Consider the following 22472-nt stretch of genomic DNA (forward strand, 5'->3'; position numbering starts at 1 on the left):
GCGCCGTCACCGGGCCGGGAGCGACCACTCGAACATGAGGATGGTCGCGTCGTCCCGCAGCCGGCTGCCGGACGAGTCGAGGATGGAGTGGATGAGCCGCCGCAGCGTCTCGGGCGCCAGCTCGCCCGCGGCCGTCGCCCGGATGATGTAGTCGGCGAACTGCTCAAGACCGAACTCCGCGCCGTCGACGGCCCTGGCCTCGGTGACCCCGTCGCTGTACATCAGCACCCGGTCCCCGGGCTGCAGGGCGATCTCGTGCGTCCGCCGCTTCAGCCCGGCCAGCCGGGACGGCAGCCCCATCGGCGGTTCCGGCTCGCGCCGCATGGCGTCGACGTCCGGCCGCCTGTCACGGATGAGCAGCGGGGTCGGGTGCCCGCAGTTGCACCACCGCAGCACCCCGGAGGCAAGGTCCAGCTGGGCCAGGACCCCCGTGCAGAACTGGTCGGGCAGCCACTGCGCCAGCGCGTCGTCCACGCTCCGCACCAGGTCGGGCAGGTCCGCCCCGGTCCGCCGGGCATTGCGGCTCGCGGCCAGGGACACGGCCGTGGTGAGCCCGGACGCCAGGTTGTGTCCCATGGCGTCGAGGACCGTGGCGTGCAGGGCCGTCTCGGTGAGGGAGTGGTCGAAGGCGTCGCCGCCGAGCTCGTAGGCCGGCTCCAGCACGGCCGTGGACACGACGTGCGCGGTGCCGATCGTGCGCGGCGGCAGAAAAGCCCGCAGCATCTCGGCGGGCAGCCGCATCGGTTCGGTGCGCGTCCGCCGGACGAACGAGTCCTGGTACGCCCGGGTGGACGTGATCATCATGGCGAGGAGCGTGGCGAGGGCCTTGCCGCGGCGCAGCACGGCCGGGGTCAGCGAGGCCGAGTGCACGGCGAGGACACCGACGCGTTCCGCGCCGTCCACGAGAGGGATCCAGGCCGTCATGCCGCCCGACTCGGACTCCTCCACGCGCAGGGACTGGGTGCGGTAGGTCCAGCCGGCGAGTGAGCCGTCGACGGGCAGGGGTGGGTCCACGTCGGTGAGCGGCACGAGCCGGCGCTGCTGGATGTCGGCGAGGTAGACCGCGGAGTGCCGGAGCCCCAGGGCCTCGGTGCAGCGGGCCGCCGCCGTGGTCAGATCCAGCGCCCTGTTCCCCGGATCGGCGAGGTACTCCTCCAGACGGCCGTCCCCGTCCTGTGACGCCGCCACCTCGTCTCCCCTCGTCCGGACCGAGGACACCCGGCCGGCTCCCGGGTGCGCCAACCAGCAGTCTCACACCGGGGCCCGCGAGGGGCCCGGCGACAGGGGCGGACGGACGACACCCGCTAGCGGGGCTGAAGCTTCACCAGGACCTCCCCGGACGCCGAGCGGACCTCCCAGCGCGCGGTCTCGTCCGGGTGCTTGGAGGAACTGGCCATCATCGTGTTGGGGTGGGTGTCGTGCCCGGGGCCGTGCCAGCTGGTCGCGGTCTCCTCGGTGCCGTCGCGGCCGACGATGACCAGGTGGCAGGAGCGGGGACCGGCCGCGTCCTTGACCTTCAGCTCGACCTGGCTGCCCGAGGCCTTGTCCTCGACCGTGACCTGGGCCCAGACGCCCGAGCGAGCGTCGGTCGCCGCGACCGTCAGGGGCCCCTCGGTGTCGCTGCTGCCCTGGGCCATCATCGCGACGCCGGGTACGGACACCGCCAGTGCCACCGAGGCGGCCAGGGCGAACAGCAGGCGTCTGCGTCCGGCCCGGCGCTTCGTCGCCACCTCGGCCAGCAGCCGGTCCAGCATGCGCGGCCCGGGCTGCGCCATCGGGTGCACGAACCGAGGGGTCGCCCGCCGGTACAGCATCAACTGCCGTGTCGTGGCGCCGAATTCCGTCACCTCTGCAGCGCACCGAGGGCACTCCATGAGGTGGTCCTCGAAGCGGAAGGCCTCCGCCTCGTCGAGCACGCCGAGCGCGTAGGCGCCGACGTCGCGATGCCGTTCCAGGGACCTCATGCCGAATCCTCGTGCCGTTGGGTGCGGGTGGGGTTACTCCTTGCTCCCACCGGTACGGACCAGGCAGCGGAATCACTCAAGCCGGTGACACAATCGCAACCTATGGATTCGGAGCCCTCCGCCGGGCGGATTGGTCCGAGGCACAGAAATCTAAAAAAGATGGATCGCCAGGTGTCCCAGCGGCAGTCCGAGCTGCCAGGCGGGCGTCCAGACCTTCGGCCCCTCGTCCTCCCCGGCCACCGGAGCCCCGCCCGGCACCGCGTTCAGATCGGGCGCGAGCAGCTCCGTCTCCTGCAGCCAGCGCCAGGCCTCGTCCGCCAGGTCCAGGTCCGGCGCGGGCAGCCCCGACTCCGCGGCCACGCCGGCCAGCTCGGCCAGCCGCTCGCGCACCCACTCCTGCCACGGCTGGTCGTACGCGGTCAGTGACAGCCACGTCTCCAGCTGGGTGACGACCCGGATGCCGGACAGCTCCCCGTCGGTGTCGGAGAGGAAGATGGTCAGCGCCAGGGCGTCCCGCCCCGCCCGGAACTCGAAGGACGTCGGCGGCATCAGATCGCCGGTCCGCAGCAGCTCGTCGGCGATGTACTCGGCGTACAACCACGCCATGGGGACGGTCAGTTCACCGTCGGCGCCGTCCGTGCTCTCTTCACCTCTGTGCAGCATCCCTTCCTGCCTTCCTCCGGTACGTGCGCGTAGCCCGACACCGGGCCCCGGGGGCGCTGTCGGCCCTCTTCCGGAACACGGATGAGAACAGCCGATTACTCAACCGGGGTGTTCAGCAAGGCGCTTTACGGAGGCTTGACCCGAGCATTGGTTTCAGCGCAGGTCGGCGGCGTATCCGGGAAGCACCCGGCGCAGGGCACGCAGCGCGTAGTACGCGCGGGACTTCACGGTACCGGGCGGGATCCCGAGGGTCGCCGCGGCTTCCGCCACACTCGCCCCCTGGAAGTACACGAGCACCAGGACTTCACGGTGCTCCGGAGTGAGTGTCTTCACAGCCTGGCGGACGTCGAGCATCGCCGCGGCCCGCTCGGCGTGGTCGGAGGTGACCCGCGCGTTCTCCAGCACCGCGTCGCCGACCTCGGCCGGACGCGCCTGCCGGGCCCGCCGGGCGTCGATCGCGAGCCGCCGCCCGACGGTCATCAGCCAGGGCCGTACGGACTCGAAGTCGTCGGCGCGCAGGGCCTCGGGGTGCTGCCAGGCGCGTACGAGCGTCTCCTGCAGCAGATCCTCCGCGCGCTGCCGGTCACCGTCGCAGAGCCGGAGCAGGAGCGCGAAGAGGGGCCGGCCGTGCTCCCGCTGCAGTGCGGCGAGCTCGTGCTCGGCGGTCGTCCCGTTCGTGAGAGTGGATCCGGCCGTCATGGCCGTATGCCACAGCAGGGGGCAGCCGGGGGACAGGGCACGTACCCGCCCGTGCGGCGGACGGTCGATCGCGTCGACGAACGGTTCGACGAACGGTCACCTCGCCCGGACCGGTGCGTTCCGGACGGGCTAATGAGCGTGTCGGAGCCGCGTGGGACGCCGGGAGCCTTCTTTCCTGATGGTGCGTAAATACGACCACAACGCCCACAGTGGGGTGAATGGCATGATCGCACGCAGTCGACAGGTGGCCCTGGCCCTGACCGTCGTCCTCGCCGCGGGTGCGGCCTGCCAGGCCCGCGGCAGCCATGAACCGCGCGGCCCGGGACGCCCGGCACCGTCCGCCGTGCCCCGCGGCTTCACACTGGTCGCCTCCGGCGACGTCCTCCCGCACAGCTCGATCATCGACCGGGCCCGCTTCGACGCCGGCGGCACCGGCTACGACTTCCGGCCGATGCTCGCGGGGATCCGCTCCGTCGTCTCCCGGGCCGACGTGGCCCTGTGCCACATGGAGACCGTCTACGGCGAGAACGGGGCCTACACCGGCTACCCCACCTTCAAGTCACCGCCCGAGGTGGCCGAGGCCCTCGCCGCCACCGGCTACGACGGCTGCTCCACCGCCTCCAACCACACCCTGGACGACGGCGCCGACGGCATCCGGCGCACCCTCGACGCCCTCGACCGCGCGGGCGTACGGCACGCCGGCTCGGCACGCGCCGAGGAGGAGGCGCGCACGGTGACCGTCCTCCAGGCGGGCTCGGCGAAGATCGCCCATCTCGCCTACACCTACGACACCAACGGCATCCCGCTCCCGGCCGGACAGCCCTGGGCCGTGAACCTCATCGACGAGGGCACGGTCCTCGCGGACGCCCGGGCCGCGCGCCGGGCGGGCGCCGACGTGGTCGTCGTCTCCCTGCACTGGGGCACCGAGTGGCAGGACGCGCCCGACGAGCGGCAGCTGACCCTGTCCCGGAACCTCACGGCGGCGCGCAGCGGCGCACGCCCCGACATCGACCTGATCCTCGGCACCCACGCGCACGTCCCGCAGGCGTACGAGAAGGTCAACGGCACCTGGGTGATCTACGGCATGGGCGACCAGATCGCCGGCGAGATGACCAACCACCAAGGTGCCAAGGACCCGCGCGGCAACCAGTCCACCCTCGGCCGCTTCACCTTCGCCCCGCCCGCACGACCGGGAGGCCGCTGGGAGGTGACGAAGGCCGAGTTCGTCCCTCAACTGTTCGACGTCGACGCCGGCCGGGTCGTGAACCTCAACCGGGCGATCGCCCAGGGCGCCGACGGCCAGGCCGTCCGCGACCGCATCCGGACCGTCGTACTCGGCAGGGGCGCGGCAGGGGACGGACTGGTGATGGGGGAGTGAGCCGGGAGCACCGCGCCCCCGGCAGGTCCCGCTACGGCACCACCGTCACCGGCCACCGCCCGGCCTTCACCAGCCGTACCGCCACCGAGCCGACGATCCGGTGGCCGGCCTGCTCGGAGGCGCCCACGACCACGGCGTCCGCCTTGAGTTCGTCGGCCGCCTGCACCAGGCCGTTGTACGGGTCGCCGGGGAACGTGTGGAACTCCCAGCGGACCTCGAATATCCCCTTGAGCCGCTCGGCCGCGTCCCGGATCTGTGCGACCAGGTCCTCTGCTATCTCGTCGGTCGTCTCCGCCACCGGCGCCCCGAGCGCCGCCCCCGCCGCCAGCACCGGCTGCACATACACCACGGCGAGCAGCGCGTGCTGCCGCCGGGCCAGGCCAGAAGCGTAGGCCGCGGCCCGCAGGGAGGAGTCGGAGCCGTCCACTCCGACGAGGATCACCTTCGGCCCGTCCGTGCCCCGCTCGAACTGATGGGCGTGCTGTTCCGTCACGCCGCGAGGCTATCGGAGCCATCCACCGCGCCCGCAGGCCGGGAGCGCTCGACGGGCGAGAAGAGGCGGGTGTTCCTAGAGTCGGAAGCATGAGTGCCATCGCGGACACCGGGACGGCCGAGAAGGACACCGGGGGCCCGATACGGCCGCCCCGCGGCCGGACCCACCGCCTTCCGGGCCGGGTACCCGGAGGCTTCGCGGTCTTCTTCGGCGCCCTCGGTCTGCTCTGCGCCCTGCTGGCGCTCATCCCGCCGCTGCGCACCGGACTGCGCCCGCTCGTCCGCTTCCTGGACCTGCTGCTCGTCCCCGTCAGCGCCAACCTCGCCTACGCGGTCTTCCTGTTCCTGCTCGCCGCCGCCACCGGCGCCCGCAAGAAGGTCGCCTGGTGGCTGGTCGTGGTCTACCTGGGCCTGCTGGTCCTGTCCGACATCGTCGGCATGGCCGTCGGCCAGTTCGCCGAGTCCGTCCCGTCCTTCGTGGTGTGCGGCCTCGCCCTGGCCCTGCTGATCGTCGCCCGCGGGGAGTTCTACGCCGCTTCCCGCCGCGCCGCCGTACGCCGCGCCCTCGCCGTCCTGGTGGCCGGGCTGGTCGTGGCGATCCTGGCCGGCTGGGCCCTGGTCGCGGCCTTCCCCGGCACCCTGCCCGGCAACCAGCGACTGGCCTGGGCCGCGAACCGGGTCCTGGGCGGACTGGTGCCCGCGGGCAGCTTCGACGGCCGCCCGCCGCACGCCCTGTACTTCCTGCTCGGCCTGTTCGGCGCGCTCGCCCTGCTGAACGCCGCCGCCACCCTCTTCCGCTCCCAGCGCCTGGAAGCCGCCCTGCACGACGACGAGGAGGCCCGCATCCGCGCCCTCCTCGGCCGCTACGGCGACCAGGACTCCCTCGGCTACTTCGCCACCCGCCGCGACAAGGCCGTCGTCTTCTCACCCAGCGGCAAGGCCGCCGTCACCTACCGCGTCGAGGCCGGGGTATGCCTGGCCAGCGGCGACCCGGTCGGCGACCGGGAGGCCTGGCCGCACGCGATCGCCGCCTGGCAGGCCGTGGCCCGCCGCTACGCCTGGATACCGGCCGTGATGGGCGCCTCCGAAGAGGGCGCCAGGGCGTTCGTGCGCGCCGGACTCGGCGCCCTCCAGCTCGGCGACGAGGCGATCCTGCACGTCCTCGACTTCGACCTCGACGGCCGTGACATGCGCGTCACCCGCCAGGCCGTCAACCGGGTCCGGCGCACCGGAGCCGGCTGCCGCGTCCGCCGCCACTCCACCCTGAGCGAGGAGGAGATGCGTCAGATCGTCGAACGGGCCGACGCCTGGCGCGACACCGAGACCGAACGCGGCTTCTCCATGGCCCTGGACCGGCTGGGCGACCCGGCCGACGGCGACTGCCTCCTCCTCGAGGCCCACGACAAGGACGGCCGGCTCCTCGCGATCCAGTCCTTCGTGCCCTGGGGCAGGGACGGCGTCTCCCTCGACCTCATGCGCCGTGACCGCGCCGCCCCCAACGGCGTCATGGAGTTCATGGTCGCCGAACTGTGCCACGCCGCCCCGAAACTCGGCGTGCGCAAGGTCTCGCTGAACTTCGCCGTGTTCCGCTCCGTGTTCGAGGAGGGCGCCCGCATCGGCGCCGGACCGGTGCTCCGCCTCTGGCGCCGCCTGCTGCTGTTCTTCTCCAAGTGGTGGCAACTGGAGGCCCTGTACCGGTCCAACGCCAAGTACCGCCCCGAGTGGTACCCCCGATTCCTCTGCTACGCGGAGGCCGCCTCCCTCGCCAAGGTCGGTCTCGCCTCCGGCATCGCCGAGGGCTTCGTCTCCGTACCGTCGATGCACACGTTGTGGGGAAGAGGGCACCCGAAGGCCGGACAGCGGCCCGTCACCACGGAGGGGCTGCCGTCGTTGGCGGAGCTCGGCCTCGCCGGAGGGGACGGGACCGAGCCCGCCGACCCTCTCTCCGGCCTGTCCGACCAGGTCCGTGTCCGGCACCGCAAACTCGACCGGCTGCGCGCCGCCGGCACCGACCCCTACCCGGTGGGCCTCCCGGCCCGCACCCACACCCTCGCCGAGGTCGCCAAGGGCGAACAGGTCACCGTCGCCGGCCGCATCATGCTGGTCCGCGACTTCGGCGGCATCGTCTTCTTCGTGCTCCGCGACTGGTCGGGCGACCACCAGCTCGCCCTCACCCGCGACCGCTCCGGCGCCGCCCTCGACCGCTTCACCGCCGACACCGACATCGGCGACCACATCACCGCCACCGGCCAGGCAGGGGTCAGCGACCGGGGCGAGCCGACCGTGTTCGTCACCGACTGGCAACTCACCGCCAAGTGCCTGCGCCCCCTGCCCGACAAACGCCGGGGCCTCGCCGACCCCGAGGCCAAGGTCCGCCTCCGCTACCTCGACCTGGTCGCCAGCCCCGACGCCCGCGAGGTGATCCGCGCCCGCTCCACCGCCGTCCAGGCCCTGCGCCAGGGCCTCCTGGACCGCGGCTACCTCGAGGTCGAGACGCCGATGCTCCAGCAGATCCACGGCGGCGCCAACGCCCGCCCCTTCACCACCCACATCAACGCCTACGACCTCGACCTGTATCTGCGCATCGCCCCCGAGCTGTACCTGAAGCGGCTGTGCGTCGGCGGCCTGGAGAAGGTCTTCGAACTGGGCCGCACCTTCCGCAACGAGGGCGTCTCCTACAAGCACAACCCCGAGTTCACGATGCTGGAGGCCTACCAGGCCTTCGCCGACTACGACGTGATGCTCGACCTCGTCCGCGAACTCGTCCAGGGCGCCGCGACCGCCGCCTTCGGCACCCCCGTCGCCCACAAGGACGGCAAGGAGCACGACATCTCCGGGCAGTGGCCCGTGAAGACCGTCCACGGCGCCATCAGCGAGGCCCTCGGCGAGTCGATCCACCCCGGCACCGAACTCCCCGAGCTGCTGCGGCTGTGCGACCGCGTGGGCGTGCCGTACACCGCCGACGACGGCCCCGGCGACGTCGTCCTGGAGATGTACGAGCGGCTCGTCGAGGAGAAGACCCAGCTGCCCACCTTCTACAAGGACTTCCCGACCGACGTCTCCCCGCTCACCCGGCAGCACCGCACCGACCCGCGCCTCGCCGAACGCTGGGACCTCGTCGCCTTCGGCACCGAACTCGGCACCGCCTACTCGGAGCTGACCGACCCCGTCGAGCAGCGCCGCCGCCTCACCGCCCAGTCCCTGCTCGCCGCCGGCGGCGACCCCGAGGCGATGGAACTCGACGAGGACTTCCTCGACGCCCTCGAATACGCCATGCCCCCCACCGGCGGCCTCGGCATCGGTGTCGACCGGCTGGTCATGTTCCTCACCGGACTGACGATCCGGGAGACCCTGCCCTTCCCCCTGGTGCGCCGCCGCTGACCCGTCTGCGTGGGCCGAACGGGTGAATCCGCGCCGCCGCACCGGTGTTGCTCAGGTGCGCCGGTCTCCCGCCGGGCGACTCATGAGTCATGAAGAAGGATCAGTTGCTCACCCGTCGCCGGGTGTTGCTCGCCGGCACCGGCGCAGCGGGCGCCGCCGCCACGGCCGGTGTGTTCGCGGCGGTCACCGGGGGCGGCCCCGCCGGGACCGTCCCGGCCGGCGGGCCCCAGGCGCGCCGCCCGCTCAGCTCCTCCGCGTACCGGCTCCAGCCCCTGACCGGATACGGCCCGCCGCATGCCGCGCCCCGCCGGACCCTGGTACGGCGCGCACCGCTGCTGCGCTTCTCCGGCCGCGGCCGCCACATGGTGCTGACCTTCGACGACGGCCCCGACCCCCGCTACACCCCGGCCGTCCTTGACACCCTCGCCAAGTACGACGTGCGCGCGATGTTCTTCGTATGCGGCGGCATGGTCGCCGGCAACAGGGAACTGCTGGCGCGAATGGCCGAAGAGGGCCATGTCGTCGGGAACCACACCTGGTCCCATCCGCTGCTCACCCGCCTCACCCGCGGGGGGATCCGCTCCGAGATGGAACGCACCTGCGACGTCATCGAGGATGCCTACGGTGAGCGCCCCGAGTGGTTCCGCGCCCCCTACGGCGCCTGGAACCGCACCGCGTTCCGGCTCGGCGCCGAACTCGGCATGGAATCCCTCGCCTGGACGGTCGACACCCTCGACTGGACCACCCCCGGCGCCCGGTCCATCGTCCGCCGGGTGGAGAACGGTGCCGCCCCCGGAGTCGTGGTGCTCTCCCACGACGCCGGGGGCGACCGCTCGCAGAGCGTGCGGGCCCTGCGGCGCTATCTGCCCGAACTGCTGGACGCCGGATACCACGTCAGCGTCCCCCGGCGGCATTACGAGTGACGGACGCCGTGAGTCTTTCGCCCGTCCGGCCGGGAACGCTCAGCGCACCTCGACCGCGCGGGCGAATGCCACGACGTTGCCCGCATAGCCGTTCTGCTGGGAGAAACCGCCGCCGCAGGTGATGACCCGCAGTTCCGCCGCGCCCTTGGACGCGTACACACGGTCGCCCGGGAAGTTGTTCTTCTCGAACACCTCGACGCCGTAGATCTCGAACACGACGGTCTTTCCGTCCTGCCGGGCGACCTCGACACGGTTTCCCTTCTTCAGGGCGCCGAGCGCGTAGAACACGGCCGGGCCCAGCTGATTGTCGACATGGCCGACGACGACCGCGGTGCCCTTCTCGCCGGGGGTGACCGCCCCGGTGAACCAGCCCGCCAGGTTCGGGTCCTCCGGCGGGGGCGCGCCGACCCAGCCGTCCGCGTCCAGGCCCACGGGAATGATCGGCGTGTCGACCTGGATCGCCGGGATCCTGACCCGGTCCGGGAGGGAGTAGGGCAGGGGCTGTACGGTGCCGGCGAAGGTGGCGCCGGGCACCCGGCTGTCCGTCGCGGCCGCCGTCGCCGGTTGCGGCGGACCCTCGTCGAACTCCCCTGAGCCATTCCGGATGAGGGCGAGGCCGGTCAGCAGGACCAGCGCTATCACGCCCCATGGGGCGCGCTTCCTCGGCCGCGCCTCCTCTTCGGCCTGGGCCAGCTCGGACGCAGACATGGGCCATCCCCTCTCGACGCGGCCGTCGCCGTGTCTTTCGCGCATATCAGAACGCTAAGTGCCGCGCGTGAAACCGGCGACGGGGCGGCGGCGAACGGGTGGCCCGGGTCCGCGATGGGCGGCCCGGGTATTTCAGGTGCGCCATCCGAGTTGCCGCTGCGAGGAAATTTCTGACGGACCGTGACCTGCGGCGATATCCGATTGCGTGGATTTTCCGCGGTACCCGCTCTCACCAGGACGGACCATTCCCGAAATGCGGGTCAGGTCAGGGCAACTGACTGTCTTTCTGGGAGGCGCTTTCTCGCCGATCGACCGGGGACGGGTCCCGGGGCGTCTTCCGCGGAGGTTCACATGCGTAACACTCGTGCTCTGGCGGTCGCCGGCGCGGCGGTCGCCGCCCTCGGGCTCTCCGCCCCCGCGGCCGTCGCGTGGGACAGACCGAGCAACATCGTCGCCCTGCCCAGCGTGATCGCCCGCGGTGGTCAGCTGACGATCACGGTCGACGGCTGCCGCCACGGCGGCACGGCGACCTCCAGTGCGTTCACGATGCCGGCGACGCTCTCGCCCATCCGCGGCGCCAACGAGACGGCGAGGGGCACCGCCACGATCAGGAACAACGCCCGCCCGGGTCCGTACGACATCACGGTCAGATGCGACGGCAAGACCCTGACCAAGCCGCAGGCCTTCACCGTCATCGGCGGTGTCCGCGGCGGTATCGGCGGCAGCAGCACCACTGGTGCGACGCCGACCGACGTCGCCATCGGCGGCGGCCTCGTGACCGCGGCGGCCCTCGGCGGCGGCGTGTTCTGGATGCGGCGCCGGGCAGAGCGGCGCGTCTGACGCCGGCCGCATCGCGCATCGCACGTACGGTCCTCGCCCCGGATCCCTCTTTGGGCCCGGGGCGAGGACCAAACCCTTGGGCGGCGTCCGCGTCGGCCTGGTCAGCCGGTTTCCTCATCGGTGCGGCGGCGTGCGAGGTGGTAGGTCGTCCCCAGCGCGCCGGCGATGAGCGCGGCGCCGAGGCCGATCTCCTTGAGGTCGAAGCCGGCGAGGGTGCCGCCTTCTCCGGCGTGCGCGCCCTTCGACGGGTGGCCGTGGTGGCCCCCCGGGTGGTGCGGGGAGTGGTGCGTCGGCTGATGTGTGGGGTGCTGCGTCGGACGGCCGCCCGCGATGGTCAGGCGCGCGGTGCCGCTCGACTCGTCACAGACGAACTCCACGTCGTACACGGCGCCGGGCTTGGCGTCCCAGTCGACCACGGCCCGCGCCGAAGACTCCCGGGGCGGGATGGCGACCAGGTCGAAGACCGGTGAGGACACCACCGCCTCTCCCCGGCACGCCGCGTTGCGGACCACCCGCAGCGTGACTCTTTCGCCAGCCGCGATGGTTGAGGGCTCGACAATGAAGCCGAAATCGGTCCGGACCGCCGCGTAGGCGGTCGGCATGCAGGAGGCGAGGGCGCCGGCGCCCAGCAGTACGGCCGAAGCGACGCGTATCGCGCGCATGGTGACCTCCGGGTCCCCGAGGAGCAGCCGCGGACCTGTTCCGCTCACGTGTGCACCTCGTTGCCCGAAACGCTAGGAACGGGTGCGCCGTGGCGCGATCGCAGTAGCGCGAATGGGGCATGCGTGTGCGCCGCCCGGGGGAACTCCGATACCGCGGCCGGGGGACGGCGACGGCGTGTCGCGCGTCTCCCGGGCCGGATCCGTGGTGCGGGCGCCGTCAGTCCCCGGCGCCCGGGAAGAGGTTGAGGAACGGGTCCGCCGACGCGGTCACGCCCCTGCTGTACGGCGAGTCGAAGTCCCAGATCAGGAACAGCAGAAAGGCGATCAGCGCCGAGAACAGCCCGGCCAGGACCATTTCCCGTGTCGTTCTGCGGATCTGCAGGGCGAAGATCATCCCGATGGTGACGACGGCTCCGGCGATCAGCCCGAACCACACCACGCCCGGCATGGTCTCCCCGGTCGACTCCGCCCGGGCGATGCGGGCCTGGTTCGCCGCGGTCACCTGGTCGAGGAGCGGCTGGTAGGCCTGGGCCTGGAAGTCCGTCTTCGGCTCGTAGTCGGTGACGTCCTGCCGGACGCGCTCGAAGAGCCGGTGACCGCGCTCGGTGACACGGCCCTCGTCGGCCATGGTGTCCCACTCGGTGGTGACGACGTGTCCCACATAGGCCTCGATGTCGTCCCGGATCCGGTCGCGTGCGTCGGCCGGGTAGACCCGGACCCGCTCGGAGATCTCGTGCAGCGCGGTGGCCTCGGCCTGGACGTGGTCCTGGGCGGCGCTGCGCCCCTCCCAGACACCGGCGATCGCCAGGCCCAGGACGATGGCGTACACCACGCCGATCCACATCGTCATGTACTCGATGACGTCCGGGGTCTCGCTGGGGTCCTCGTCGTCGGACGCCGTGCGGTGGCGTACGAGCGTGATGATGACCACCACGGCGCACGCGGCCAGCATCGCGAGGGTGAGAACAAGCCATTCCGGCAAGAGGTACCTCCTGGGCTTTCAGAGATCAGCGCGCGCGCAGCGCGGCGACGGCGACCACCGCGGGCACCGTGACGAGCAGGACGAAGGTGAGCGGCGACATCGTGTTGCTCGTCCGCCGTGGCCGGGGCGGGGCGGCGCGATACCGCGGGTAGTGCACGGGTGAGGCGGACGGACGCGGCGTCGGAGTCGCCGACGGTTCGGGTGCCGGAGCCGGGGGAGGGGGCGGCGGAGGCGGTGGCACGGGCCTGAGGGTCGGCTCGGGCCGGGGCGCCGCCGGACGTGGAGCGGGCGGCGGCGGTGGCGACGGCTCGGGCCGGGCCGTGGGAGTCGGCTTCGGCGGCGGTGGCGTCGGGTCCGGAGACGGACTCGGCGTCGGCGACGGCTTCGGCGGCGGGGGCGTCGGGGTCGGTGTGGGTGTGGGCGTCGGTGTGGGTGTCGGGCACGGCGGCTTGGTCGGCCAGGTCTTGCTCCCGGCGTACGCCACCGCCTTCGTGCCGTCCGGCCCCGTCGAGGCGTACGCGCAGGCGGTGGCCACCGCCACTGAACCCGGTGCGCCGACGAGCGCCCAGGTCAGCGCCGCCACCGCCAAGGCCCTTACGGCAACGGCGGGTTGAATCGAGAGGGGTCCATACACGACGAAGATCATGAGCCCTGTTCCGCCGGGACGTGCCGGAGTGCAAGGGGATTGCCCCGAAAGAGGGAATTTCGGGTGCCGTCGGTTTGATCGGCGTTCGCCCGCGGTGTGCTCGACACGCATGTCTGTGTGACGAAGGGCGGCACCCGTCACGGGGCGCTGGCGGCGCTCGTCACAACTTCCGGAAAGAAATTTGGCCGGTCGTTGAACACGATCGCTGCTCCCGTGCGTATTCATGGCCGTGCGGCGGCGCAGCAGGGCGCTGCAACACCCTTGCGATTATGGGGAGTTGACGATGAAGACCTCCTGGCGGAGCGCCTCACTCGTGGCGAGCGCCGCGGCGGTCCTGGCGCTGACGACGGCGTGCGGTCAGGACAGCCCACCGGCGGCCAGCCAGAACGTGGGTGCCACGGCGGCGCCCGGGGATTACGGAAACATCGGCTCCGGGACCGCCGGTGTGGGCGGCACCGCGAGCAGCAGCCCGGCCGTGCCGAGTGCCTCCAGCCCGTCCAACCCCGCGGGCAAGCTGTCCGTCTCCACCGCTGATGAGATCGGCAAGGTGGTGACCGACAGCCTGGGCCTCACCCTGTACCGGTTCGACCAGGACACCGAGCAGCCGCCCAAGTCGAACTGCGACGGAGACTGCGCCAAGACCTGGCCGCCGGTCCCCGCGGACGACGCCGAGGCGGGCGAGGGCATCGACAAGGCGCTGCTCGGCTCGGTCGCCCGGGCCGACGGCACCAAGCAGCTGACCGTCGCCGGCTGGCCGGCCTACCGCTACGCCAAGGACGTCAACGCCGGTGACGTCAAGGGCCAGGGTGTGGGCGGCAAGTGGTACGCGCTGGCCCCCGACGGCAAGAAGGCGCAGGAGGGCGGTGCGGGCGCCGCCGGCGGCGGCGGTGCCGAGGTGGAGGCCGGCCTGTCCACCCGTGAGGACGCCAAGCTCGGCGAGATCGTCGTCGACAAGAACGGCATGACCGTCTACAGGTTCAAGAAGGACAAGGCCTGGCCCAAGCCGGTCTCCAACTGCACCGGCGAGTGCCTGAAGAAGTGGCCGCTCGTGGAGCCCGTCGACTTCGCCGACACCAAGGGCATCCAGGAGAAGGGCTACATGATCTTCGACCGGACCGACGGCAAGGGCAAGCAGCAGACGATCAACTGCTCGCCGATCTACACCTTCGCCGGCGACAAGGCTCCGGGCGACACCAACGGCCAGGGTGTGGGCGGCACTTGGTACGCCGTGCGCCCCGACGGAAAGCTGGTCGGCGCGTCGGAATAGCAGAGAGACCTCCCCGGGGTTGACCCTCGCGTCACCCGGCGGAGCCGTCCCGGTCCGCCCCTCCGTGTCTCACGGAGGGGCGGACCGTTTTGCCGTGCTTCACCTGAACTCATCGAATTATCAACACTCTTCCCCTTCCGCACCGGAACTCTCCGGAATGCCTCGAACACTGTTCGTCATATGTTCGAAGGGCATGCGGGCGGGTATCAATTCGGCACGTGCCGCAGGCAGTGACCGGGAACGGATGGTCAATTTCCGTTTCGGGTCGCTCCCTTGGCGGGCGATCAGTAGCCTCTGCTCGAACACCGGATCGCCAACGCCTTGGAGAGATAGATGGAGCGTCCCGCCTGGGCCCCACGGAGCATCGACATCTCGGTGCCCAGCGTTTCCCGGATGTACGACTTCTATCTGGGCGGATCGCACAACTTCGAGGTCGACCGGGAAGCGGCCCGCAGGGCCATGGAGTTCCTGCCGGGACTCCCCAAGATCATGCAGGCGAACCGGGCGTTCATGCGCCGCGCCGTGCGCTACGCGGCCGACGAGGGCATCACCCAGTTCCTGGACATCGGCTCCGGCATCCCCACCTTCGGCAATGTGCACGAGGTGGCCCAGGCGGCCCGCCCCGGCGCGCGCGTGGTGTACGTCGACCACGACCCGGTGGCCGTGGCACACAGCCAGGCGGTCCTGGCGGGCAACGACGGCGCAGGCGTCGTCGCCGCGGATCTCCGCAAGCCCCAGGACATCCTGGGCAGCCCCGAGGTGGAGCGGCTGATCGACCTGAATCAGCCAGTTGCCCTGCTGCTCGTTGCCATACTTCACTTCGTGGAGGACGAGGACGACCCGTACGGGGCGGTGGCCGAGCTGCGGCAGGCGCTCGCGCCCGGCAGCCTGCTCGTGCTCACCCATGCCTCCTACGAGGGGATCCCGCTGCCGCCGGAGCGGGCCGGGGGTGCGGTGGACGTGTACGAGGAGATCCGCAACCCGCTGATCATGCGCTCGCGCGAGGAGATCGCGCGGTTCTTCGAGGGGTACGACATGGTGGAACCCGGACTGGTGGCGATGCCACGCTGGCGGCCCGACACCGCGCCGGAGGACGAGGATCCGTACGCGTTCTCCGGTTTCGCGGGCGTGGGGCGTACGGCGTGATCGCGGAACCGGACGGGCCGGAGGACAGACTGCGCAGATTCGCGACGATCTGGAGCCGGGCGGTGTACCCGGTGACCTCGACGTCGTCGACCCGCGCGGAGTTCGAGGAGCAACTGCTGCCGCTGGCCCGGCGGCTGAGCGAGGCGCTGCGGGCCCGGGCCTTCGACTCCGACGAGGGCAAGGCCGTGGGCGCCGCCCTCGTGGACGCGCACTGCACCGACCCCGAGGCACTCAGCCACACGCTGGACTGCGTGGACGCCTACCTGGTCCTGTACTGCGGTGGCGACGGCGACCAGGAGGACCTGCGGGCGCGCTGCGCACGACTGCAGCACGCGATGTCCGCCGGCTTCGCCCGGGCGCTGCGCGAGCGGACGCTGGCCGAGCAGGAGGCCATCGCCGAGGCCGCCCTGAAGGCGCAGGGCGTGGTGGCGCAGGCCCTGCACGCGAGCGAGGCCCGGTTCCGGGCGGTCTTCGAGGGCGCGGCCATAGGCATCGGCATGGCCGACCTCGAGGGCAACATCCTCCAGGTCAACGGCGCGCTGCTGCGCATGTTCGGCATCTCCGAGCCGACCTTGCGCAGCCGCAACGTCAGGGAGTGGACCCACCCCGACGACGCGCCGCAGACCTGGCGGCTCTACGACGAGCTCGTACGCGGCGATCGTGAGCACTACCACTTGGAGAAGGCGTTCTACCGCCCCGACGGAACGGTCCTGTGGACCAATCTGACGGTCTCCCTGCTGCGCGACGCCGACGGTGAGCCGCAGTATCAGCTGGCCCTCATGGAGGACACCACCGAGCGGCGGCTGCTCAACCTGAGGCTGCGCTACGAGGCCACGCACGACGCGCTGACCGGCCTGCCGAACCGCACCTTCTTCTTCGAGCGCCTGGAGAAGGCACTGGGTGCCGGGGAAGGTCAGCGGTTCGGGCTGTGCTACCTCGACCTCGACGGTTTCAAGACCATCAACGACAGCCTGGGCCACGCGGCCGGCGACCGGCTGCTGGTGGAGGTCGCCGACCGGCTGCAGTCCTGCGCCACCGCGCCCGGCGAGATGGTCGCCCGGCTCGGCGGCGACGAGTTCGTGGCGCTGACCACCGGCCCCGACACCCAGCACGAGGTCGACGAGCTCGCGGGCCGCATCATGAACGCGCTGCTCGCGCCGATCAGCGTCGACGGCCGGGAGCTGACCGTGCGCGGCAGCATCGGCATCGTCGAGGGCCCGGCGGGGGAGCGCAGCCCGGCGGAGGTGCTGCGCAGCGCGGACATCACCATGTACCGGGCCAAGTCGGCGGGCGGCAACCGCTTCGAACTCGCCGACGCCGAGGCCGATGCCCGCGCCATCACCCGGCACGGACTGACCACCGCCCTGCCCACCGCGCTGGAACGGGGCGAGTTCTTCATCGAGTACCAGCCGCTGGTCCACCTCGGCGACGGCAGCGTCCGGGGAGCGGAAGCCCTGGTGCGCTGGCTGCACCCGCAGCACGGCGTGCTCGGCCCGGACCGCTTCATCCCGCTCGCCGAACACACCGGGCTGATCGTGCCGCTGGGCCGCTGGGTCCTGGAACAGTCCGTCCGGCAGGCCCGCGAGTGGCGGGAACTGCACGGCGGCGCCGAGGCCGTGGGCCCGCTGCGGATCAACGTCAACCTCTCGCCCTGCCAGCTGACCCACCCCGGCCTGGTCCAGGACACCGTCGACATCCTGGAGCGCACCGGCATCGAGCCGAACGCGCTCTGCCTGGAGGTCACGGAGTCGGCCCTGATCGGCGCGGACGACGACCTGCTGAAGCCGTTGCGCCGCTTGGCGGAGATGGGCGTCGACATCGCCCTGGACGACTTCGGCACGGGTTACTCCAACCTCGCCAACCTGCGCCGCCTGCCGGTCAGCATCCTGAAGCTGGACCGCTCCTTCACCCAGAGCATGCAACAGTTCCCGGCCGACCCCGTCGACCTCAAGATCGTCGAGGGAATCGTCTCCCTGGCCCACAGCCTGGACCTCGCGGTCACGGTCGAGGGCGTGGAAACGGGCGCACAGGCCGAGCAACTGCGCATGATGGGCTGCGACACGGCCCAGGGCTGGTACTACGCGAGGCCGGGCCCGCCGGAGAGGCTGCACGAACTGGCACTTGTGGACGCCACGGGCTGAGTCGGCCTTTTTTGGGGGCGCGGGGAACTGCGCGATCAAGCACAACGCACCCGCACCCCCGAATGACGCTCACACTCAGCGGCGCTCCGGAGAAGTCAGCGCTCCAGCAACATCCGCTGCAGCTCCCGCGCGGCCCGAGGCGGAGCCACATCACTGCGATGCGCCAGAGCGATCGTGCGATGAAGCCCGGGCCGCGCCAGCGGCGTCACCCGCAACCCCCGACCCGACCTCGCGGCCACCATCCGCGGCACCACAGCGACCCCCAACCCCGCCCGCACAAACCCCAGCACCGCATCCATCTCCCCGCCCTCCACCGCGAAGTCCGGCTCGAACCCCTCCGCCCGGCAAGCCGCCACGGTCAGCTCCCGCAGGTCGTACCCGTGCCGGAACATCACCATCCGCTCACCCTCCAGATCGGCGACCCGCACGGTACGCGAGCCCTGGCCTGGCCTCGCCGCGTCAGGTGAGGACACCACCACAAGATCCTCCCGCAGCAGCTCCACCGTGGTCAGCGCCGGCGACGGCGTCGGCAACGGCAGCACGACCAGCGCCAGATCCAGCGCGCCACGGGCCAGCTCCCGCACCAGATCATGAGAGCCGCCCTCCTCGATCAGCAGCCGGATCCCCGGGTATCGATCATGGAACGCGCGCAGCACATCCGGCAGCAGACCCGTGCACACACTCGGCGTCGCCCCCAGCCGCACCCGCCCCCGCCGCAGCTGTGCCAGCTCCTGCACCTCCTGCCGGGCCGTGTCCGCGTCGGCCAGGATCCGCCGGGCCAGGGGCAGCAGCGCCTCCCCGGCGTCCGTGAGCGTGATGTTGCCGCGTGCGCGCCGGAACAGGTCCGCTCCCAGTTCCCGCTCCAGCGCCTTGATCTGCTGCGACAACGACGGCTGCGCGACATGGACCAGATCGGCGGCCCGGGTGAAGTGCCGGGTCTCGGCGACGGCCACGAAGTACTGGAGCTGCTGGAACTGCATACTCGTACGATAGCCCCGGCCTATGGAATCAAGCCGGACCATGTCTTGGACCGATCGGTCGCACGTCCGTAGCGTTCTGGCCATGGCTCTGGCAACGCGGACGGACCGACGGCCGTCCATGGCACGCACCGTGTGGGACTCCACCCTCGGCAAGAAGACCGTGATGGCGGTCAGCGGGCTGATCATGCTGCTGTACCTGGTCGTCCACATGATCGGAAACCTGAAGATCTTCTTCGGGGCCGGCGAGTTCAACGACTACGGGCACTGGCTGCGGGTCGTCGGCGAGCCGTTCATGCACTACGAGTGGACGCTCTGGCTCGTCCGGATCGTGCTGGTCGTCGCCGTCGTCGCGCACGCCACCTCGGCGTACCAGCTCAGCCGCCGCGACATCAGGGCGCGGCCCAGCAAGTACGTGCACAAGAAGCCGCGCGCCTCCTACGCCACGCGCACCATGCGCTGGGGCGGCATCATCCTCGGGCTGTTCATCGTCTGGCACATCCTGGACCTGACGACCGGCACCGTGCACCCCGGCGGCTTCCAGGAGGGCCGTCCCTACCAGAACGTCGTGGACACGTTCTCCACCTGGTACGGCAACGTCGTCTACATCGTCGCGATGCTCGCGCTCGGCCTGCACATCCGGCACGGCTTCTGGAGCGCCGCCCAGACCCTCGGCGTCGGCAGCCGCAGCCGCGACCGCGCCCTGAAGACCGTCGCCAATTTTCTCGCGCTGCTGCTCACGGCCGGTTTCATCGCCGTACCCGTGGGCGTCATGACCGGAGTGGTGAGCTGAAGATGACTTCCTACGCCGACTACGCGACCGGTGAGCCGGTCGTCGACACCAAGGCCCCGTCCGGGCCGGTCAACGAGCGCTGGGACCGGCGCCGCTTCGAAGCGAAGCTCGTGAACCCCGCCAACAGGCGCAAACACACCGTCATCGTCGTCGGTACCGGCCTCGCCGGCGGCTCCGCCGGGGCCACCCTCGCCGAACAGGGCTATCGCGTCGTCCAGTTCTGCTACCAGGACTCCCCGCGCCGCGCCCACTCCATCGCCGCGCAGGGCGGCATCAACGCCGCGAAGAACTACCGCAACGACGGCGACTCCATCCACCGGCTGTTCTACGACACCGTCAAGGGCGGCGACTTCCGGGCGCGCGAGTCCAACGTCCACCGGCTCGCACAGATCTCCGTCGAGATCATCGACCAGTGCGTGGCCCAGGGCGTGCCGTTCGCCCGTGAGTACGGCGGGCTGCTCGACACCCGGTCCTTCGGCGGGGTGCAGGTCTCGCGCACCTTCTACGCCCGCGGGCAGACGGGCCAGCAGCTCCTCCTCGGCGCCTACCAGGCCCTCAGCCGGCAGGTCGCCGCCGGGAACATCGAGATGCATCCGCGGACCGAGATGCTCGACCTGATCGTGGTCGACGGCAAGGCACGCGGGATCGTGGCCCGCGACCTGATCACCGGCAGGATCGACACGTACTTCGCGGACGCCGTCGTGCTCGCCTCCGGCGGCTACGGCAACGTCTTCTACCTGTCGACCAACGCCATGAACTCCAACGCCACCGCCATCTGGCGGGCCCACCGGCGCGGCGCCTACTTCGCCAACCCCTGCTTCACCCAGATCCACCCCACCTGTATCCCGCGCACCGGCGACCACCAGTCCAAGCTGACGCTGATGAGCGAGTCGCTGCGCAACGACGGGCGTATCTGGGTGCCGAAGGCCAAGGGGGACCAGCGGCCCCCGGCAGAGATCCCCGAGGACGAGCGCGACTACTACCTGGAGCGCGTCTACCCGTCGTTCGGCAATCTCGTGCCGCGTGACATCGCCTCCCGTGCCGCGAAGAACGTGTGCGACGAAGGCAGGGGCGTCGGTCCCGGCGGCCAGGGCGTGTACCTGGACTTCGCCGACGCGATCGCCCGGATGGGCCGGGGGGCCGTCGAGGCGAGGTACGGCAACCTCTTCGACATGTACCAGCGGATCACCGACGAGGATCCGTACCGGGTGCCCATGCGGATCTACCCCGCCGTGCACTACACGATGGGCGGCCTGTGGGTCGATTACGACCTCCAGACCACCGTCCCCGGGCTGTTCGCGATCGGCGAGGCCAACTTCTCCGACCACGGGGCCAACCGGCTCGGCGCCTCCGCGCTGATGCAGGGCCTGGCCGACGGCTACTTCGTGCTCCCGGCGACCATCAACGACTACCTGGCCCGCAACCCGCACCACGACCCGGTCACCGACGAACACCCCGTCGTCCAGGAGGTGCTGGCCGAGACCCAGGACCGCCTCAACCTGCTGCTGTCCGTCGACGGCGACCGCACCCCCGACTCCTTCCACCGCGAGGTCGGCGAACTCATGTGGGAGTTCTGCGGCATGGCCCGCACCGACGCGGGGCTGCGCAAGGCCCTGGAGCGCATCCCGCAGGTCCGCGAGGAGTTCTGGCGGCGCGTCAAGGTGCCCGGCACCGGCGAGGAGTTCAACCAGTCGCTGGAGAAGGCCAACCGCGTCGTCGACTACCTGGAACTGGCCGAGCTGATGTGCCTCGACGCGCTGCACCGCGCCGAGTCCTGCGGCGGCCACTTCCGCGAGGAGTCCCAGACCCCCGACGGCGAGGCGGCCCGCAAGGACGAGGAGTTCGCCTACGCGGCCGCCTGGGAGTTCACCGGCACCGGCGAGGCTCCGGCCCTGCACAGGGAAGACCTGGCCTTCGACTACGTCCACCCCACCCAGCGGAGCTACGCATGAAGCTCACCCTGCGCGTCTGGCGCCAGCGGAACGCCGACGCCGACGGCACGATGTCCACGTACGAGGTGGACGACATCTCGCCCGACATGTCCTTCCTGGAGATGCTCGACACGCTCAACGAGGAGCTCATCCTTCGGGGTGAGGACCCCGTGGCCTTCGACCACGACTGCCGCGAGGGCATCTGCGGTGCCTGTTCCCTCGTGATCAACGGGGACGCGCACGGGCCGGAACGCACCACGACCTGCCAGTTGCACATGCGGTCCTTCGAGGACGGCGACACGATCGACATCGAGCCGTGGCGGGCGTCCGCCTTCCCGGTCGTCAAGGATCTGGTCGTGGACCGGTCCGCCTTCGACCGGATCATCCAGGCCGGTGGCTACATCACCGCGCCGACGGGCGCGGCTCCGGACGCGCATGCCACGCCGGTGCCGAAGCCCGACGCCGACCTCGCGTTCGAGCACGCGGAGTGCATCGGGTGCGGGGCCTGCGTGGCGGCCTGTCCCAACGGGGCCGCGATGTTGTTCACGTCCGCCAAGGTCAACCATCTCAATGTGCTGCCGCAGGGGGCGCCCGAGCGGGAGACGCGGGTGCTGGACATGGTGGAGCAGATGGACGAGGAGGGCTTCGGCGGCTGCACCCTCACGGGGGAGTGTGCCACGGCCTGTCCCAAGGGGATTCCACTGATGTCCATCACCAGCATGAACAAGGAATGGCTGCGGGCCACTCGGAGGGCGGGCAAGCGGTAGGTGCCGGGTGCGGACCGTCTGTGGCTGGTCGCGCGGTTCCCCGCGCCCTTGGGCACGGACAGTGAACGTTCGCCGAAATGTGCGGACGGGCGGGGCCGGGAGGTGCTCCCCG

Annotated in this window: 21 protein-coding genes; 11 read left to right on the forward strand and 10 right to left on the reverse strand. The window is 71.2% G+C overall.

What is annotated here, in order from left to right; genetic code table 11:
* Positions 1 to 6: 6 nt before the first annotated feature.
* The 4 genes from ACQEV8_RS38475 to ACQEV8_RS38490 form a co-directional block, all read right to left on the reverse strand.
* Positions 7 to 1188, reverse strand: coding sequence for a PP2C family protein-serine/threonine phosphatase (locus ACQEV8_RS38475; RefSeq protein ID WP_432970284.1), 1182 nt, complete (start codon positions 1186 to 1188; stop codon positions 7 to 9).
* A gap of 116 nt (positions 1189 to 1304) precedes the next feature.
* Positions 1305 to 1964, reverse strand: a complete 660-nt coding sequence (locus ACQEV8_RS38480; protein ID WP_432970287.1) for a zf-HC2 domain-containing protein — start codon at positions 1962 to 1964, stop codon at positions 1305 to 1307.
* Positions 1965 to 2114: 150 nt separating this feature from the next.
* Entirely contained in the window at positions 2115 to 2627 is a 513-nt protein-coding gene (locus ACQEV8_RS38485; RefSeq protein WP_432970290.1) for a hypothetical protein, read from the reverse strand.
* A gap of 153 nt (positions 2628 to 2780) precedes the next feature.
* Entirely contained in the window at positions 2781 to 3326 is a 546-nt protein-coding gene (locus tag ACQEV8_RS38490) for a sigma-70 family RNA polymerase sigma factor (protein WP_432970292.1), read from the reverse strand.
* Between the two features lie 223 nt (positions 3327 to 3549).
* Here ACQEV8_RS38490 and ACQEV8_RS38495 point away from each other — a divergent pair, with 223 nt between their 5' ends.
* On the forward strand, positions 3550 to 4704 hold the full coding sequence (locus ACQEV8_RS38495; protein WP_432970295.1) for a CapA family protein: 1155 nt from the start codon (positions 3550 to 3552) through the stop codon (positions 4702 to 4704).
* A gap of 31 nt (positions 4705 to 4735) precedes the next feature.
* Here ACQEV8_RS38495 and ACQEV8_RS38500 read toward each other — a convergent pair whose 3' ends face one another.
* A complete protein-coding gene (locus tag ACQEV8_RS38500) occupies positions 4736 to 5197 on the reverse strand; it encodes a universal stress protein (RefSeq protein ID WP_189722485.1) in 462 nt (153 codons plus the stop codon).
* 89 nt (positions 5198 to 5286) lie between these two features.
* Here ACQEV8_RS38500 and lysX point away from each other — a divergent pair, with 89 nt between their 5' ends.
* The gene (lysX, locus tag ACQEV8_RS38505) at positions 5287 to 8577 is read left to right on the forward strand and encodes a bifunctional lysylphosphatidylglycerol synthetase/lysine--tRNA ligase LysX (RefSeq protein WP_432970299.1); all 3291 of its coding nucleotides are present in this window, start codon (positions 5287 to 5289) and stop codon (positions 8575 to 8577) included.
* Between the two features lie 89 nt (positions 8578 to 8666).
* On the forward strand, positions 8667 to 9500 hold the full coding sequence (locus tag ACQEV8_RS38510) for a polysaccharide deacetylase family protein (RefSeq protein WP_432970302.1): 834 nt from the start codon (positions 8667 to 8669) through the stop codon (positions 9498 to 9500).
* 39 nt (positions 9501 to 9539) lie between these two features.
* Here ACQEV8_RS38510 and ACQEV8_RS38515 read toward each other — a convergent pair whose 3' ends face one another.
* Complete coding sequence (locus ACQEV8_RS38515; RefSeq protein ID WP_391107345.1) at positions 9540 to 10208, reverse strand: class F sortase; 669 nt, start codon at positions 10206 to 10208, stop codon at positions 9540 to 9542.
* A gap of 351 nt (positions 10209 to 10559) precedes the next feature.
* On the opposite strand from ACQEV8_RS38515, the gene ACQEV8_RS38520 reads away from it, so the two are divergent.
* Positions 10560 to 11048 (forward strand): hypothetical protein, encoded by a 489-nt coding sequence (locus ACQEV8_RS38520; protein WP_432970306.1) that lies wholly within the window; start codon positions 10560 to 10562, stop codon positions 11046 to 11048.
* A gap of 101 nt (positions 11049 to 11149) precedes the next feature.
* Here ACQEV8_RS38520 and ACQEV8_RS38525 read toward each other — a convergent pair whose 3' ends face one another.
* The 3 genes from ACQEV8_RS38525 to ACQEV8_RS38535 form a co-directional block, all read right to left on the reverse strand.
* On the reverse strand, positions 11150 to 11710 hold the full coding sequence (locus ACQEV8_RS38525) for a hypothetical protein (RefSeq protein WP_432973303.1): 561 nt from the start codon (positions 11708 to 11710) through the stop codon (positions 11150 to 11152).
* A gap of 217 nt (positions 11711 to 11927) precedes the next feature.
* Complete coding sequence (locus ACQEV8_RS38530; RefSeq protein WP_432973306.1) at positions 11928 to 12662, reverse strand: DUF4239 domain-containing protein; 735 nt, start codon at positions 12660 to 12662, stop codon at positions 11928 to 11930.
* 55 nt (positions 12663 to 12717) lie between these two features.
* Complete coding sequence (locus ACQEV8_RS38535) at positions 12718 to 12849, reverse strand: hypothetical protein (RefSeq protein ID WP_432970309.1); 132 nt, start codon at positions 12847 to 12849, stop codon at positions 12718 to 12720.
* Between the two features lie 163 nt (positions 12850 to 13012).
* On the opposite strand from ACQEV8_RS38535, the gene ACQEV8_RS38540 reads away from it, so the two are divergent.
* The 4 genes from ACQEV8_RS38540 to ACQEV8_RS38555 all read left to right on the forward strand — a co-directional run bounded on the left by ACQEV8_RS38540 (position 13013) and on the right by ACQEV8_RS38555 (position 17892).
* Positions 13013 to 13306: a hypothetical protein gene (locus tag ACQEV8_RS38540; protein ID WP_432970312.1), complete on the forward strand. Its 294-nt coding sequence runs from the start codon at positions 13013 to 13015 to the stop codon at positions 13304 to 13306.
* A 315-nt stretch (positions 13307 to 13621) separates the two neighbouring features.
* Positions 13622 to 14605, forward strand: coding sequence for an SCO0930 family lipoprotein (locus ACQEV8_RS38545; RefSeq protein WP_432970315.1), 984 nt, complete (start codon positions 13622 to 13624; stop codon positions 14603 to 14605).
* Positions 14606 to 14938: 333 nt separating this feature from the next.
* Entirely contained in the window at positions 14939 to 15751 is an 813-nt protein-coding gene (locus tag ACQEV8_RS38550) for an SAM-dependent methyltransferase (RefSeq protein ID WP_432970318.1), read from the forward strand.
* Positions 15748 to 17892: a putative bifunctional diguanylate cyclase/phosphodiesterase gene (locus ACQEV8_RS38555; RefSeq protein ID WP_432970321.1), complete on the forward strand. Its 2145-nt coding sequence runs from the start codon at positions 15748 to 15750 to the stop codon at positions 17890 to 17892. The genes ACQEV8_RS38550 and ACQEV8_RS38555 overlap by 4 nt, the downstream gene beginning before the upstream one ends.
* A 95-nt stretch (positions 17893 to 17987) precedes the next feature.
* On the opposite strand, the gene ACQEV8_RS38560 is transcribed toward ACQEV8_RS38555, so the two are convergent.
* Positions 17988 to 18872 carry a LysR family transcriptional regulator gene (locus tag ACQEV8_RS38560; protein WP_432970324.1) on the reverse strand — a complete coding sequence of 295 codons (885 nt, stop codon included), beginning with the start codon at positions 18870 to 18872 and terminating at the stop codon, positions 17988 to 17990.
* Between the two features lie 118 nt (positions 18873 to 18990).
* On the opposite strand from ACQEV8_RS38560, the gene ACQEV8_RS38565 reads away from it, so the two are divergent.
* Genes ACQEV8_RS38565 through ACQEV8_RS38575 form a run of 3 tightly spaced genes read left to right on the forward strand, consistent with a single transcriptional unit; the run spans position 18991 to position 22360 of the window.
* A complete protein-coding gene (locus tag ACQEV8_RS38565) occupies positions 18991 to 19662 on the forward strand; it encodes a succinate dehydrogenase (protein WP_432973309.1) in 672 nt (223 codons plus the stop codon).
* Positions 19663 to 19664: 2 nt separating this feature from the next.
* Positions 19665 to 21614: a fumarate reductase/succinate dehydrogenase flavoprotein subunit gene (locus ACQEV8_RS38570; RefSeq protein ID WP_432970327.1), complete on the forward strand. Its 1950-nt coding sequence runs from the start codon at positions 19665 to 19667 to the stop codon at positions 21612 to 21614.
* Positions 21611 to 22360, forward strand: coding sequence for a succinate dehydrogenase/fumarate reductase iron-sulfur subunit (locus ACQEV8_RS38575; protein WP_432970330.1), 750 nt, complete (start codon positions 21611 to 21613; stop codon positions 22358 to 22360). Before ACQEV8_RS38570 ends, ACQEV8_RS38575 begins: the two co-directional genes overlap by 4 nt.
* The last annotated feature ends 112 nt before the right edge of the window (positions 22361 to 22472 follow it).

The sequence above is a fragment of the Streptomyces sp. CA-179760 genome (assembly GCF_050937045.1).
GTDB lineage: Bacteria > Actinomycetota > Actinomycetes > Streptomycetales > Streptomycetaceae > Streptomyces.